Raw genomic sequence first — 15,255 nt, 5'->3', positions numbered from 1 at the left:
TGCGTGCAGACTGCCAAACAAGGAGTTTCAGGTCATGGAACTCCTTGCGGCAAACCCGAGTCAGGTGATCTCAACAGACCGTAACGTGAAGATCAAAGCAGCACGAGGACAGGGCTATTATCTGGAGATACAGTCATGATACGGGATTTAAGAAAAAAATTTATTCTAGTGGCAATGCTTTCGACCATGCTGGTGCTCACCGCCATCATGGGCGTTGTCAATTTCAGCAATTACAGAGAAATGCTGGACCGTGCAGATGAAATGACAGCACTTCTCGAACAGAACGACGGGAAATTCCCGGAGGAGCCGTCATGGCATGAGCAGGACGACACAGAAACTCCACCGGCGAAACCAGAGAATAATAAAAAAGACAAGAGTCGTTTTTCTGTGGAGACACCATTTGAGACGCGCTATTTTACTGTGACTGTGGATGAGAACGGAGAAGTCACAGACTGTGATCTGGACAGGATCGCAGCGGTTGATGAGGAGACTGCCGAGGAATACACACAGACAGCTCAGCAAAAAAACAAAACCACAGGATTCCAGGGAATCTACCGCTACAGAGTGACGGAGACAGAAGACGGAGCAAAATACGTCTTTCTGCTGGTAGTGATCTTTTCCAGGATGGTATTCCGACCGGTAGAAGAGAGTATCCAGAAACAGAAACGCTTTATCACAGACGCGAGCCACGAGCTCAAGACACCACTGACGATCATTGATGCAAACACAGAGGTCATGGAAATGGAAAGCGGAGAATCCCAGTATCACGGCAGAGAACAAAAATGGCAGAGGATTAACGATTACCGTTATCTTATAAAAAAGGATCAGAGACGAAAAAATACCCGATGGACAAACTGCCCGCCGGGTATTTTTTCATTTTATTAAAAGAAAGTTTGGATTACAGTATATCATCTCTGCGGATATATCCAGGATGTCCCTCCTCAGCAATGATCTCATTGCCATGGATAACCCTGGCCCATTTATCCATAACCTGATTCTCAATGTGTGCATTCTCACCAACTACAGTATGAGCAAGTACAACACTGTTCTTAACGACAGCACCAGGTTTGATCTGGCAGCCACGTCCGATTACGGAGTTCTCTACGGTTCCTTCGATGATGCAGCCGTTGGAGATAACGGAATTCTTAACATCTGCTCCCTCAAGATACTGAGTCGGGCAGGAATCGTTGGTTCTGGTGTAGATTGGCCATTCCGGATTGAACAGTCCCTCAGCAGTCTTGATATCGATCAAAGAGAGGTTTGCATTGTAATAACTGTTAAAGTCAGTGATAGATGCAAAGTATCCTCTGTGTGCAATACCACGGATATCCAGATCTCCAAGAGAAGCTGCTACGATCTGCGGCAGAGTGTACATGGAAGAGATCTTTTTGGCTTTTTTGATGAGGTCAATGAAAAGCTCTTTGTTCATGATATAGGTATCCATGAAGATATTGCGTTTCTGAGCACTTCCGCGGTTCTTTTCGATGGATTCGACACCTTTCTGCTTGTTCAGGTTCAGGATATCGCAGTTCAGAAAAGATTCTCTTGCGTTATCAACGGAATGATACAGAAGAGAAATGTCCGCACCGGAATCAATATGTGCCTGAAGAAGTTCACTGTAGTTTGCAGCGTATACCATGTAAGCAGGAGCGATGATCACATAGGGTTCATGCATACGCTCGATGAATTCAAGGTTTTCAGCGAAAGCTGCGATATCTGTATTGTATACATCGTTCTCTGAGCTGTTCTGGGAGAACATAAGCTGGAGTTTACCACGCTTGGAGTTGATGTTGTAATGACGGCCGGTTCCGAGGTGCTCTACCAGAGAACGCGGTTTGTTCTTTACATATACCTGAATGCGGTCGATGCCGCTGTTGCTCATATTTGAAATAGGAAAGTCGATGACACGATATCTTCCAAGGAAGGAGAAAGCACCGATCGGACGATACTGCTGAAGTCCTCCTACATTAACATGGGATCCGGAAGATGTGACAATTCCAAATGCTCTTGCCATATTATTCTACCCCCTTTACACGTTTGGACACGAGTTCGATATTTTCACTGTCTGCGCTGCCGACAACAGCATCCTGACCGATCTTGACATTATCGGCAACAAGAGCACGCCGTACAACTGCGCCTGCAGCTACTTCTACGCCTGGCATCAGTACACTGTCGATGATCTTGGCACCTTCGCCGACCTTACATCCGGTGAACAGTACAGAATGATTTACTTCACCCTCTACAACACAGCCCTGGGTAATGAAGGCCTTATTTACTTTGGCGTTTGGTCCTATGTACTGAGGAAGAGCGGATGTGTCTTCTGTGTAGATCTTCCATGCCGGATCGTTCAGATTCAGTTCGTTGCGGGAATCGATAAGATCCATGTTTGCTTCCCAGAGAGAATCGATGGTTCCTACGTCCTTCCAGTAGCCTTTGAATTTGTAAGCTGCAAGTGTCTTCTTATCATTCAGGAGACATGGAATAACGTCCTTACCAAAGTCATGGTGAGAATCAGGATTCTTCATATCTGCAAGAAGGATCTTGCGAAGCAGTTTCCAGTTAAAGATATAGATACCCATAGATGCAAGATTGCTCTTCGGGTGTTCAGGTTTTTCTTCGAATTCAACGATACGTCCGTCACCGTCTGTGTTCATGATACCGAAACGGCTTGCTTCCTTCATCGGTACTTCGATAACAGCGATGGTAGCGTCTGCATTCATTTCCTTGTGGTAATCCAGCATCTTGTCATAATCCATCTTGTAGATATGGTCGCCGGAGAGAACCAGAAGATATTCTGGTGAGTATTTGTCAATAAAGTCGATATTCTGAGAAATAGCGTCAGCAGTACCTCTGTATACGTCCAGATCAGCATCGGCTTTTTCACGAGGCGGGAGAACGAAAACTCCGCTTTCTCTTGCATCAAGACCCCAACGACCGCCTGCTGCTACATAACTGTTCAGAAGGACAGATTCATACTGGGTAAGAACACCCACGATGTCGACACCGCTGTTAGCGCAGTTGCTTAACGGGAAATCAACGATGCGGTATTTACCGCCATATGAAACTGCCGGTTTGGCAACTTTGTTGGTAAGTTCATGGAGACGACTGCCACGGCCGCCAGCCAGGATCATCGCTAACATGTTGTTTTGTTTCATAGTGAACCCTCACTTTCCTTTAATAATGCTTGTATATCTCCTATTATACAATTTTTACAAAAACATTTCTACATTTTTGAGCAAAAAAGTCTATTTTATTGAAGAAAAAAAATGCGTGTTGTAAAGAATGCATTAAAAAAAATGAAAAAAAAGGAAAAATAAGTAAAAAACAAACAAAAATCATGTAAAATGCACTAAAATACTACAAAATACTACAAAATACGAATAAAAATTGTCGGAAACATCCATAAAACCACACCCGAAAGAGCGGAAAAACGGCAAACATTTTGCAATGACTGGACGGAAAAGAAGATATACGTTATAATAGCAACGTCAGGAAAAAGAAATAATATATGATTAGAATAAGAGGTATTCTGGTGAAAAGACGAGAAGATTTTAAACGCTTTGTTGTTTTCTGTCTGGCAAGCCTTGTGGTGATCGCCCAGACAGCTGTTTTTGCGTATATCTGGTACGATTTTTACCGTGGTCTGATCTTTGAACCTTTCTGGAGAAAAGGTAACTGGGTGCTGATCGCGATCTATGCCCTGATCAATGTCCTGTTTTCCAGATTATATGGAGGACTCAAGGTCGGTTACCTGAAGCGTATCGATGTATTTTATTCGATGACGATCGCGACGATCTGTACGAATGTTATCACATATTTCCAGATAACCCTGATCAACCGCTGGTTCCTTGATCCGTGGCCGATGGTGGAGATGACGCTGGTACAGTTTGTGATCATTCTGATCTGGATCTGGCTGTCAAGATATATTTATTCCAGACTTTACCGTGCGCGTAAACTGCTGGTGATCTACGGGGACAGAGATCCGGGGGACCTGATTCACAAGATGAATTCCCGTAAGGATAAATATGACATCAGCGGCAAGGTTCACATTGATGCAGGAGAGAAAGAAATTTATCGATTGATGAAGGAATATGACGGAGTTATCATCTGGGATCTTCCTTCACAGATCAGGAACCGTTATCTGAAACACTGTTTTGCACATTCTATCCGTTGTTATCTGAGTCCGAAGATCTCGGATGTCATTCTGATGGGAAGTGAACGTATCCATCTTTTTGACACACCACTTCTGGTTGCTAAGAACATGGGACTTTCTGTGGAACAGCGTGCAGCCAAGAGACTTCTGGATATCGTAGTATCTGCGATTGGAATTGTTGTGGCATCTCCGATCATGCTGATCGCGGCATTGTGTGTCAAATTATACGACGGTGGTCCTGTATTTTATTTCCAGGAGAGACTTACTATTGGTGGCAAGCCGTTCAAGATCTGCAAATTCCGCAGTATGTGTGTGGATTCTGAGAAACATGGTGCGCGACTTGCATCCAAACATGATTCCAGGATCACACCGGTCGGTAAGGTCCTTCGTAATCTTCATCTGGACGAGCTTCCGCAGTTATTCAACGTCTTTAAGGGAGACATGTCCCTGGTAGGTCCGAGACCGGAACGTAAGACAATTATGCGTGAATATCGTAAGGAACTTCCGGAATTTTATTATCGTCTGAAAGTTAAAGCAGGACTTACCGGCTATGCACAGGTTTATGGCAAATATAATACGACACCATATGATAAACTCAAACTTGATCTCTTCTATATTGAGAACTATTCGTTTTTCCTCGATCTGAAACTTCTGTTGATGACAGTTAAGATCTTTTTCCAGAAGGAAGTTTCTGAGGGTGTAGATGATAATCAGGTAAATGCACTGAAAGATTCCGTAGAGGAAATTACAGGGGAGGATCTTCACCATGGCAGAACAGAAAACAGAGAATCAAAATGATCTCAGGAAACTTCAGCTTGTAGAGCTGGACATTCTGAAAGAATTCCTGAGAATATGCAAGAAACATCATCTGCGCTATTATGCACTCGGAGGAACACTGCTGGGTGCGGTCAGACATGAAGGCTTTATCCCGTGGGATGATGATATTGATGTGGGAATGCCGAGACCGGATTTCAGACGCTTCGAGAAGATCGCAGAGAAAGAACTTCCGGAATACCTTCATTACTGCAGCTTTAAGAAAACAGAAGGTTATCATCATTATGTACCGAGAATCACAGACAGCCGTGTCAAGGTGATCGATGAATCCGCAGCTGTTGATGCGGAAAAAGAAGCATGGATCGATATTTTTCCTCTGGATGGAATGCCGGGCAACAAATATCTTCGTAAATTTCATTGCTTCCGGCTTCTGATCGCAAGAGCGAGGGTAAATTATTCCCTGTTTTCGACAAACGTCGATCTCAAGCGGAAGAGACCGCTGCATGAACAGATCCTGATCAATGCAGGCAAGATCTTTCCGGTAGAGAAGATTTTCCGTACAGACAGAGAACTGAAGCGTCTGGATCGTATGATGCAGAAATATTCCTATGACAGTTCACCATATCTGGTAAATTTTATGGGGATCCACAAGCTCAAGGAAATGTTCCACAGGAAGCACTACGGTAAAGGTGCAGATTATCCGTTTGAGGATATTTCGCTGAGAGGACCGAAGGATTATGATTTTGTTCTCCGCCAGATGTACGGAGAGTACTGGAATCCGCCGTCCGCTCAGGAGATGAACCATCATAATACCAGAATTAAGGAGTGATCGTATGGGAACAGATTCAGAGATGACATATTCTGTTCTGATGGCGGTATATGGAAAAGAAAATCCGGAGTTTTTGCGGCAGAGCATTGAGAGCATGCTGAATCAGACTTTGCCTTTTTCAGATTTTGTACTTGTCTGTGACGGACCTTTGTCCCATGAACTGAATGAGGTAATCACATGGGCGCAGAAACAGATGGGAGAAAAGCTTCAGCTTATTCGCCTCAAGGAGAATAAAGGGCTGGGGAATGCCTTACATGTAGGCGTTCCAAGATGCCGCTGTTCTGTGATCGCCAGAATGGACAGTGACGACATCAGCAGACCAGATCGATGCGAGAGACAGTTCCGCATCATAGAACGTGATGGATATGATCTGGTGAGTGGTACTTTGCAGGAATTTTCCCGGAAACCGGGCGATATGGATCGCCTGAGAGTGCTGCCGAGGACTTCAGAGGAAATCCTGCAGTATGCCAAGAAGAGAAATCCTTTTAATCATCCATGTATGATGTTCCGCAGGGAGGCTGTTCTTCATGCGGGAAATTATCAGGACTTCCCGGGATTTGAGGATTATTATCTGTGGGTGCGTATGTTGCGTAAAGGGTGCAAGGGATATAATGTTCAGGAAGTGATTCTTGATATGCGTACCGGAAATGGAATGTATGACCGCAGAGGCGGCAGAGAGTATCTTCACTGGGTACTGCGTTTCCAGAGATATCTTTACTGTAAGAAATTTATTACCCGTAAGGAATATATTAAGAACTGTCTGGTCCGTACAACAGTCGGAATGATTCCGGGCGGAGCCAGGGAAAAGTTTTATCATCTTTTCTTAAGAAATGTCAAATAAGTTTATGTATAAAAAATGTGCTGATCACATCTGATGACCAGCACATTTTTTAGTTCTTCTCCATGAAGTCTACATATTCTTCAAGAACCGGCTTCGGCTCACCGATTCGTTTGATCTGTCCATCATGCATCCACATAACGGTATCACACAGTTCCTGAAGAGTCTCAATACTGTGGGATACGATGATAACAGTACGCTCCTTATTGGAGATCAGGCTTTTCATTTTGTTGTAACTCTTTTTCTTGAATTTCTGGTCACCGACACTTAAGACCTCATCGATCAGCATAATGTCTGTTTCCAGAATAGCGGTGATAGAGAATGCCAGCTTGGAGTACATACCACTTGAGTAGGTCCTTACAGGCATATCAATAAATTCACCAAGTTCAGCAAACTCAACAATTTCAGCTTCCTTTGCACGAACTTCCTCCTCGGAGAAGCCAAGGAGCATACCGGAAAGAATGATATTCTCTCTTCCGGTCATTTCACGCTGGAAACCAACACCAATGGACAGAAGGGAAATGGAATGTCCCTTCAGATCGATCGTTCCGCTGTCCGGAGAAAAGATGCCGGCCAGAGCGTTCAATGTGGTGGACTTACCACATCCGTTCTTGCCAATGATTCCAAGGATCTCACCTTCACGAACATAGAAGGAGATTCCCTTTACAGCTACAAAACGGTCAGCCTTCTGACGGTGGAACTGTAACAGGTTCTTTTTGATAGAAGTTTTCTTGAGATTCTGGTAGCTGATGACCAGATCAGTAACTTCAATAGCATGTTTCTCTTCCATATTATATCACCTTTACATAACTGTTTTCATTTTTGTAGATCTTACGTACACCTAAGATACTGATGATAACTCCGACAACAAACCACATAAGAAGAAGTTTCCTGTGAGGTGTTTTGCCGTAGATCAGGCAGTCACGGGAGGCAGTCAACAAAAACGCAATAGGGTTTCCCTTTCCGATATAATTGTTGTAAGGTGCCGGGAGCCTGTCCATGATATTCCAGAATACACCGGTCAGATAAAACAGGAAACGCAGCACAATGTTCAGCACATTGGAAAGATCCTCTACAAATACTCCGTAATGAAGGAGAAAACAGGAAAATCCAAATACAATAACAATCAGAGTCATCAGAATAGGAATGAAATACAGAACATTCCAGGTTACAGGAACTCTGAATACAAGCATCATGGCGAGAATAATAAGAAGGGAAATACACATCTTAAATCCGTTAACGCCCATCTTGACAAAAAGAAGGATGAATTTCGGTATATATACTTTGGATACGATCGGCTTATTGGCCTTGATTACCTTGACACTCTGCAAAAGAGATTTATTAAAAAAGTCCCACAGAGTGATACCAATAAAGACGAAAATTGCAAAGTACTGCTGATTGGACTTGAAAACATATCCGAACATGAATACATAGATCAGCATAAAACAAAGAGGATCCAGTACCCACCACAGCCAGTTCAGATAGGAATTGGCTATTTCGGATTTTAACTGAGCCTTGGAAGAATAGATTGCGTACTTCCAGTACTTCTTCAAGTCATCCTTGAATCGATTAAACATAAAATCCGCTCCTATATTTATTTTTGATAAAATTATAGACCCCCAGAAAACTGAGGGCATTCGACTTTTTTATCATACACTACAGAGGGAACGTTGACAAGAGAAAACTTATTTTTATAAGAAATACTTCTATAAAAAAAAGCAAAACACTTGACTTCATGTATAAGGTGTGATAAACTAGACGGGCGACATGGAAGTTAGGTCTTTTTTTTATGCAAAAAATAAAAGAAAGACTCACGCAAATGAAAACACTGGAGGTGGAAGTTGTGCGCGTTAAGATTACATTGGCATGTACGGAGTGCAAGCAGCGTAACTACAATATGACCAAGGAGAAAAAGAATCATCCTGAGCGTCTTGAAACAAAGAAATATTGTAAGTTCTGCCGTACCCATACTCTGCACAAGGAAACAAAGTAATCACAAAGAATTAAGGTGACTGTTCACTTCGTGAGCAGTAACGAATTGTGAGGTTAGACTATGCAAGAGAAAGAAAAATCTGCTGGCACTGGTCAGAAGAAAAAATGGTTTCAGGGACTTCAATCGGAATTCAAAAAGATTGTCTGGGTTGACAGACCTACACTGGTTAAACAAACCATTGCGGTTGTTGCCATTACAGTAGTACTTGCTGTAATTATCAGTATTATGGATTCTGCAATCCTGGAAGGTGTAAATCTTTTAATGAAATAAGGATAACGGTGATTGTATGTCAGAAGCAAAATGGTATGTTGTTCATACTTATTCAGGGTATGAAAACAAAGTAAAAGCCAACATTGAAAAAACAATCGAAAACAGACACCTGGAAGACCAGATTCTGGAAGTTCGCGTTCCGCTGCAGGATGTAGTAGAGATGCGAAACGGTGCTGCAAAGCAGGTCCAGAAAAAAATGTTTCCGGGCTATGTGCTTCTCAACATGGTCATGAATGATGATACCTGGTATGTTGTTCGTAACACCAGAGGCGTTACCGGATTCGTAGGACCGGGATCCAAACCGGTTCCTCTTACAGAAGAAGAAATGCTTCCGTTAGGAATCAAGAAAGAAGACATTCAGGTAGATTTTGCAGAGGGTGACATGGTTGTCGTAACAGGCGGAGCCTGGAAGGACACCGCAGGCGTTATTTCTGCGCTCAGCACTCAGAAGCAGACGGTTACTATCAATGTTGAATTGTTTGGCCGCGAAACGCCGGTAGAAATAAGTTTCGCAGATATTAAGAAAGCGTAAACACATTCAAGTGGGAGGGAACAACCCCCGCCAATACCACATAGGAGGTGCCGAAAAATGGCAAAAAAAGTAACAGGCTATATTAAATTACAGATTCCTGCTGGTAAAGCAACTCCAGCACCACCGGTTGGTCCGGCTCTTGGACAGCACGGTGTAAACATTGTACAGTTCACAAAAGAGTTTAATGCAAGAACAGCAGATCAGGGAGATCTTATCATTCCTGTAGTTATCACTGTTTATGCAGACAGAAGTTTCAGCTTCATAACCAAAACTCCGCCGGCAGCAGTTCTTCTTAAGAAGGCAGCTAACATCAAATCCGGTTCCGGCGTACCGAACAAAACAAAAGTTGCAAAAGTAACAAAAGCTCAGGTTCAGGAAATCGCCGAACTGAAGATGAAAGACCTGAATGCAGCATCCCTTGAAGCAGCTATGAGCATGATCGCTGGTACTGCAAGAAGCATGGGAATCGAAGTCGTAGACTGAGAAATTACAAATTGAAGTGAGTGGGAGGGAAATTCCCGCAATTACCACAGGAGGTTATAGAAATGAAACGAGGAAAGAAATACGTGGAAGCTGCTAAAGCAGTAGACCGCGCAACATTATATGATACCGCTGAAGCTATCAGCCTTGTAAAGAAATCAGCAGTTGCTAAATTTGACGAAACTATCGAAGCTCACATCCGTACAGGCTGCGATGGACGTCATGCAGACCAGCAGATCCGTGGTGCAGTAGTTCTGCCTCATGGAACTGGTAAAAAAGTTCGTGTTCTCGTATTTGCAAAAGACGCAAAAGCAGAAGAAGCAAAAGCAGCTGGAGCAGATTACGTAGGAGCAGAAGATCTCATCCCGAGAATTCAGAACGAAGGATGGCTTGATTTCGACGTTGTTGTTGCTACACCAGACATGATGGGTGTTGTAGGACGTCTTGGTCGTGTACTCGGACCAAAAGGTCTCATGCCGAACCCGAAAGCTGGAACAGTAACTATGGACGTTACAAAAGCAATCAATGATATTAAAGCAGGTAAGATTGAATACCGTCTTGACAAAACCAATATCATCCATGTTCCGATCGGTAAAGCTTCCTTTACTGAGGAACAGTTAAGCGACAACTTCCAGACGCTCATGGAGGCAATTGTAAAGGCTAGACCAAGCACCCTGAAAGGACAGTACTTAAGAAGCGTTGTCCTTACCCCAACCATGGGACCAGGAGTCAAAGTCAACCCAGTTAAATTTGCCTAAAATAAATAAGAGAGACATCCCGCGCGCAAGCAGGGATGTCTTTTTTTTAATATGATTTTCCCAATCCCCAGGGCGGCGCCCCAGGCACGCCCGTCCCCATACCAAAACCGCGTGGCTAAGAAGGGGGTTCTTAGGGGGAGCTTCGGCCTTCGCAGACTTCGAGATGCTCCCCCTAAGGGTTTTAATGTTTCCAAACACAAAAAAATTCAAAATTACACCATTTTATGCTAAAATGATAAAATAAAACCCAAAACCTACAATTCGGAAACGAGGGAGTCAGTTTGACAAAGAAAAGAAGAAAAAATTCCTTACAAAGTAAAATCATCATCCTAATAGCAGAAATCCTGGTAGTAGTTTCACTCCTTCTGGTATTCTCCCAGAACTTCGGCTTCGGCACCCAGATCACCATCTGGATAAACCAACTAACAAAACCATCAGTCCAGGAGCTGGACATCACCGGCATCAACAGCTCCTACGCAGTTCTCATGCAGGCAGGCACCGGCAAAGTCATCGGCGACATAAACGGCGATACCCAAATGTATCCCGCCTCCATGACCAAAATCATGACCACAATCGTAGCAATAGAGAATCTGAGCGATCTGGATCAGCAGATCACCCTAACCAACGATATGGTAGCCGACCTCTACGCCCAGGACGCAACCCAGGCAGGTTTCCAGCCCGGTGAAACCGCCCCCGCAATAGACTATCTCTACGGCGTCATGCTCCCCTCCGGAGCAGAGTGCTGCCGCGCCCTCGCCGTCACGATCGCCGGCTCTGAAGATGCCTTCGTAGACCTGATGAACCAGAAAGCCGAAAAACTCGGCTTAGACAATACCCATTTCTGCAACACAACAGGTCTCCACGCAGATAACCATTACAGCACCGCAAAGGACATCGCAACCCTTCTGCACTACGCTCTCAAGAATGACACCTTTCGTGAGATCATAGAAAGCCCCTATCATTCCACACAGGCAACCAACGTGCACCCGGATGGTTTCACTTTTTACAGCACCATGTTCAAGAACTTATCCGACACAACAGTCATCGATGGGCAGATCCTGGGCGGCAAAACAGGATTCACCAGTGAAGCAGGCTGCTGTCTTGCAAGCTTTGCAGAAATTGACGACATAGAATACATACTGGTAACTGCCGGTGCATATCAGGCAGGAACCCCGCATATTGATGATGCAGTAAAACTATACAATCGCCTGGGAGAAGCCTCCTCGGTATTGTATGGAAAATAAATTTTTAAGAGAGGTCATGTTTAACATGAAAAAAATGAAAAAGATACTGGCATTCTGTCTCTGCGCGATGCTCATGACGACAGTACCGACATTTACAGAAACAGCCAGTGCAGCAACCACATCAACAAAAAAGACAACATCCACAACAACAAAGAAAAAGACCACGATCAAAGGCTGGTACAAACTCAAAACCGGTGGAATGAGATATTTCAAAAACGGCAAATACATTACAGGCTGTCATAAGATCGGCAAATATGTTTATCTTTTTAATAAAAACGGATTTAAAGCACAGAAAAACACAACCTACAAGGGTGTACAGTACTTTATTGACGACTACGCACATGTAACAGGCTGGAGGAAAGGTTCCACTTTTTATTATAACAACGGAAAGGCAATGTCAGCAAACAAAGCCCTGGATTTCAGAGCATATCAGAATGCAAGAAATGTAATAAATCAGGTTACCAACAGCAGAATGTCCAAAAGCCAGAAACTGGAAGCATGTTTCCGCTGGGTTATGAGCAAATATTATTTTACATGGAGACGTTTCGATCAGGGTGGTCCGGTATGGTACGCAGTACAGGCAAACGATCATTTTGAACGCGGCTGTGGTGACTGTATCGCAGATGCATCCGCTTTCGCATACCTTGCAAAAGCCCTCGGCTACAAAAATGTTTATATCTGTGCAGATGGTGTAAGAAGCGACGACAACTCTCATGCATGGACAGAGATCAATGGACGTGTATACGATCCACTTTTTGCAGAAGCCAAGAGCTACAGCAGAAACTATAATGTAAGTTATGGTGTTTACACCTTATCTCCGGTTACAAAGAAAAAACTTTCCTGAGAAAATCTAAAAAACTGGTTCAGAAATGGATCGTTTTTTTTAGTGAAAATTAATATTTCAAACGTAGTTTTATTGAGAAAAAGATGCTATAATACGAGGTGATTATAAATAAAAGGGATGACACACATATGGAACCAGTCAGATTGATGGAGGCTTTGGCCGTAGCAGAGAAACTGAAAGATGCGACAAGACACTGTTACACATCAGGCGGCAGGAGAGAAAGTGTCGCAGAGCATTCATGGAGAATCACATTGATGGCATATTTTGTCAGCGATGAATTCCCGGAAGCTGATATAGAGAAACTAATGAAAATGTGTCTGATTCATGATCTTGGAGAAGCTTTTACAGGTGATATTCCTACATTCGAAAAGACAGAATCAGATGAGGAGAAAGAAGCACAACGACTGAAGGAATGGGTCAGACAGCTTCCGAAGCCATTTGCAGAGGAAATGCAGGCACTCTACCAGGAGATGGAGGAACGTCAGACACTGGAAGCCAGAATTTATAAGGCACTGGACAATCTGGAGGCATTGATCCAGCATAATGAATCCGATATTTCTACATGGATTCCGCTTGAGTATGACCTGCAGATGACCTATGGTAATGACAAAGTTCAGTTTTCAGAATATCTGACAAAACTTCGTAATGAAGTACGAAATGACAGCAGGAAAAAGATCGCAGAGTGCAGAGCTAAATCAGAAAGAGGAGAGAGCTAAATCGGCTCTGCATAAAGCTGGTCAGGTGGTGCTGGAAGGTCATATCAAGCACTGCGTCCGGGAGGGAATTGAACATGGAGATCCGGACAAAACAATTGAGAACTTTACAAAGGCAGTAGAACATTTTGCAAATATGAAATAGAAAGGTGTATTATGAAAAAAATAAAAGAGTTGCTGACAGTAGCTATATGTGCACTTCTGGTAATATCTCCGGTTATGACAGAAACAGTAAGTGCAGCAGAAATGAAAGAAAGTGTAGCAGATTTCACATCCGGAATGCGGAGTGGATGGGTCACTACAGCTAATGGACGAAAGTACCAGAGAAATGGAAAGTTTGTCAAAGGGTGTCAGAAAGTAGGCATGAATTATTATTTTTTCAATGCCAATGGTGTGTTGCAGCGAAAAAATGTGACTAGTGCAGGAAAAACATATTACATTGAGAACAATGGGCATGTCCAGGGAATCAAAGAAGGATCCCGTTATCTGTCACCATCTGGTAAAAAGCTCAACAGAGAGCAGTTAAATGATCTGAAGGCTTATCAGAATGCGCGAAGGATTGTAAACGGAGTTACAACCAGTGGCATGAGCAAAACACAGAAGCTTAAGGTCTGTTACAGATGGATGAAGTGCAATGGACTGGGAGCCTGGAGAACACTCAGTGAAGGTGGAGATGCCTGGTGTGCGATAAATGCCAACGATCTTTTTGAGCGCAGGTCAGGCAACTGTATTTCATACGCATGTGCAATGGCATATATAGCGAAAGTAATTGGCTACAGAAACGTATATGTCTGTTCCAGAGCCTCAAGAAAAGACAATTTACATACATGGACAGAAATCAATGGCCGGGTATATGATTCTTACTTCGGAAAAAGAAGAGGAATGAACAGATACTGTGGAATCAAATATAGTCAATATGATTATAAAGCTGCTTTCCGCAAAAAAATCGCATAAACATAAAATAAAAGCTATGGTGCGCCCAGGCTTTTATTTTTTTTGTCGATTTTATGGAAAATAGAAATGATCATTCTGTGCGGAATCCCGATCATTCTGGAAGCAGTCATCGGACTTGTCACAGAGTTTGATATCAAGGCAGACGTACTTGTTTCGCTGGCCCTGATCGCATCCGTACTCATCAGAGAAGATTTTGCAGCCGGTGAAGTTGCCTTCATCATGCAGCTTGGAGGACTTCTGGAAGAACTGACTGTTGCTAAGGCAAGGGCAGGTATTGAGAAACTGGTACATCTGACACCACAGACAGCCAGAGTGCTCACAGAAGCAGGAGAGAAAACTATCCCGGCAGAGCAGTTGTCTGAACATCCGCTTGGAAAAGCAGTCGTAAACTGTTACAGACAGGAAATGAAGAGAGAACTGTTATCCACCGGACAGTTTGAGATGATCCCTGGACGCGGCGTTTCGTGTGAAGTGGATACACACACAATTTTGGCGGGAAATGTGGATATGCTTCGTGAAAATCGGATCAATTTCCCGGCAGATGTGGAAAAACAGGCAGAAGAATTTCTGAATCAGGGATGTACGATGATTTATGTGGAGGAAATATTAAATGGTTACAGTCATTGGATTAATTGTTGGTATTATAAAAAAAGTCCCCAGGGTTATAAGCCCTGGGGATGATTGTTTTATATGATGGTTTATTCTCCGAAATATCTCTTAAGCAGACCTGCGAATGCTTTTCCGTGTCTCGCCTCATCACGAGCCATTTCATGAACTGTGTCATGGATTGCGTCGAGGTTAGCAGCTTTAGCACGTTTAGCCAGGTCGAATTTACCAGCAGTAGCACCGTTCTCAGCTTCTACACGCATCTCA

The 15,255-nt window shown here is 43.4% G+C and carries 18 protein-coding genes and 2 pseudogenes; 15 read left to right on the top strand and 5 right to left on the bottom strand.

Annotated features, from left to right (window positions below):
* Nucleotides 1–135 precede the first annotated feature (135 nt).
* Nucleotides 136–885, top strand: coding sequence for a histidine kinase dimerization/phospho-acceptor domain-containing protein (locus tag DWX28_RS07565; protein WP_118252324.1), 750 nt, complete (start codon nucleotides 136–138; stop codon nucleotides 883–885).
* Nucleotides 886–898: 13 nt separating this feature from the next.
* Here the strand turns inward: DWX28_RS07565 and glgD are convergent, their stop codons facing one another.
* Both glgD and DWX28_RS07555 read right to left on the bottom strand, forming a co-directional pair.
* Complete coding sequence (gene glgD / locus DWX28_RS07560) at nucleotides 899–2,014, bottom strand: glucose-1-phosphate adenylyltransferase subunit GlgD (protein WP_022215474.1); 1,116 nt, start codon at nucleotides 2,012–2,014, stop codon at nucleotides 899–901.
* A 1-nt stretch (nucleotide 2,015) separates the two neighbouring features.
* The gene (locus DWX28_RS07555; RefSeq protein WP_022215473.1) at nucleotides 2,016–3,155 is read right to left on the bottom strand and encodes a glucose-1-phosphate adenylyltransferase; all 1,140 of its coding nucleotides are present in this window, start codon (nucleotides 3,153–3,155) and stop codon (nucleotides 2,016–2,018) included.
* A 377-nt stretch (nucleotides 3,156–3,532) separates the two neighbouring features.
* Here DWX28_RS07555 and DWX28_RS07550 point away from each other — a divergent pair, with 377 nt between their 5' ends.
* Genes DWX28_RS07550 through DWX28_RS07540 form a run of 3 tightly spaced genes read left to right on the top strand, consistent with a single transcriptional unit; the run spans nucleotide 3,533 to nucleotide 6,597 of the window.
* Entirely contained in the window at nucleotides 3,533–4,951 is a 1,419-nt protein-coding gene (locus tag DWX28_RS07550; protein ID WP_173905696.1) for a sugar transferase, read from the top strand.
* Nucleotides 4,920–5,756 carry a LicD family protein gene (locus tag DWX28_RS07545; protein ID WP_118252322.1) on the top strand — a complete coding sequence of 279 codons (837 nt, stop codon included), beginning with the start codon at nucleotides 4,920–4,922 and terminating at the stop codon, nucleotides 5,754–5,756. Before DWX28_RS07550 ends, DWX28_RS07545 begins: the two co-directional genes overlap by 32 nt.
* A 4-nt stretch (nucleotides 5,757–5,760) precedes the next feature.
* Nucleotides 5,761–6,597 (top strand): glycosyltransferase, encoded by an 837-nt coding sequence (locus DWX28_RS07540; RefSeq protein WP_022215470.1) that lies wholly within the window; start codon nucleotides 5,761–5,763, stop codon nucleotides 6,595–6,597.
* Nucleotides 6,598–6,646: 49 nt separating this feature from the next.
* On the opposite strand, the gene DWX28_RS07535 is transcribed toward DWX28_RS07540, so the two are convergent.
* Entirely contained in the window at nucleotides 6,647–7,384 is a 738-nt protein-coding gene (locus tag DWX28_RS07535; RefSeq protein WP_022215469.1) for an ABC transporter ATP-binding protein, read from the bottom strand.
* Nucleotide 7,385: 1 nt separating this feature from the next.
* Nucleotides 7,386–8,171, bottom strand: a complete 786-nt coding sequence (locus DWX28_RS07530) for an ABC transporter permease (RefSeq protein WP_118252321.1) — start codon at nucleotides 8,169–8,171, stop codon at nucleotides 7,386–7,388.
* 266 nt (nucleotides 8,172–8,437) lie between these two features.
* On the opposite strand from DWX28_RS07530, the gene rpmG reads away from it, so the two are divergent.
* The 11 genes and pseudogenes from rpmG (at nucleotide 8,438) to DWX28_RS19870 (ending at nucleotide 15,063) form a co-directional block, all read left to right on the top strand.
* Entirely contained in the window at nucleotides 8,438–8,587 is a 150-nt protein-coding gene (gene rpmG / locus DWX28_RS07525; protein ID WP_044925727.1) for a 50S ribosomal protein L33, read from the top strand.
* A gap of 60 nt (nucleotides 8,588–8,647) precedes the next feature.
* Nucleotides 8,648–8,857 (top strand): preprotein translocase subunit SecE, encoded by a 210-nt coding sequence (secE, locus tag DWX28_RS07520; protein ID WP_022215466.1) that lies wholly within the window; start codon nucleotides 8,648–8,650, stop codon nucleotides 8,855–8,857.
* Nucleotides 8,858–8,873: 16 nt separating this feature from the next.
* Nucleotides 8,874–9,389: a transcription termination/antitermination protein NusG gene (gene nusG, locus DWX28_RS07515; protein WP_022215465.1), complete on the top strand. Its 516-nt coding sequence runs from the start codon at nucleotides 8,874–8,876 to the stop codon at nucleotides 9,387–9,389.
* A 57-nt stretch (nucleotides 9,390–9,446) separates the two neighbouring features.
* The gene (gene rplK / locus DWX28_RS07510; RefSeq protein ID WP_015540664.1) at nucleotides 9,447–9,872 is read left to right on the top strand and encodes a 50S ribosomal protein L11; all 426 of its coding nucleotides are present in this window, start codon (nucleotides 9,447–9,449) and stop codon (nucleotides 9,870–9,872) included.
* 62 nt (nucleotides 9,873–9,934) lie between these two features.
* Nucleotides 9,935–10,627 (top strand): 50S ribosomal protein L1, encoded by a 693-nt coding sequence (gene rplA / locus DWX28_RS07505; protein ID WP_022213403.1) that lies wholly within the window; start codon nucleotides 9,935–9,937, stop codon nucleotides 10,625–10,627.
* Nucleotides 10,628–10,908: 281 nt separating this feature from the next.
* A complete protein-coding gene (locus DWX28_RS07500; protein ID WP_022213404.1) occupies nucleotides 10,909–11,871 on the top strand; it encodes a D-alanyl-D-alanine carboxypeptidase family protein in 963 nt (320 codons plus the stop codon).
* A gap of 25 nt (nucleotides 11,872–11,896) precedes the next feature.
* Nucleotides 11,897–12,715, top strand: a complete 819-nt coding sequence (locus DWX28_RS07495; RefSeq protein WP_022213405.1) for a transglutaminase domain-containing protein — start codon at nucleotides 11,897–11,899, stop codon at nucleotides 12,713–12,715.
* 128 nt (nucleotides 12,716–12,843) lie between these two features.
* Nucleotides 12,844–13,431, top strand: coding sequence for an HD domain-containing protein (locus DWX28_RS07490; protein WP_118252319.1), 588 nt, complete (start codon nucleotides 12,844–12,846; stop codon nucleotides 13,429–13,431).
* A pseudogene (locus tag DWX28_RS07485) lies at nucleotides 13,427–13,573 on the top strand (metal-sensing transcriptional repressor); the annotation flags it as partial. The gene DWX28_RS07490 and the pseudogene DWX28_RS07485, both read left to right, overlap by 5 nt.
* An 11-nt stretch (nucleotides 13,574–13,584) precedes the next feature.
* Entirely contained in the window at nucleotides 13,585–14,382 is a 798-nt protein-coding gene (locus DWX28_RS07480; protein ID WP_118252317.1) for a hypothetical protein, read from the top strand.
* 66 nt (nucleotides 14,383–14,448) lie between these two features.
* Complete coding sequence (locus DWX28_RS19870; RefSeq protein WP_022213408.1) at nucleotides 14,449–15,063, top strand: HAD family hydrolase; 615 nt, start codon at nucleotides 14,449–14,451, stop codon at nucleotides 15,061–15,063.
* Nucleotides 15,064–15,080: 17 nt separating this feature from the next.
* On the opposite strand, the pseudogene DWX28_RS20515 reads toward DWX28_RS19870, so the two are convergent.
* Nucleotides 15,081–15,255: pseudogene (locus DWX28_RS20515) on the bottom strand (NADH peroxidase); the annotation flags it as partial.

It is taken from the genome of Blautia sp. AF19-10LB (assembly GCF_003461245.1).
Taxonomy (GTDB): Bacteria; Bacillota; Clostridia; order Lachnospirales; family Lachnospiraceae; genus Blautia_A; species Blautia_A intestinihominis.
Note: the sequence above shows the minus strand (reverse complement) of the source record. Positions and strands in the feature narration are given on the sequence as shown.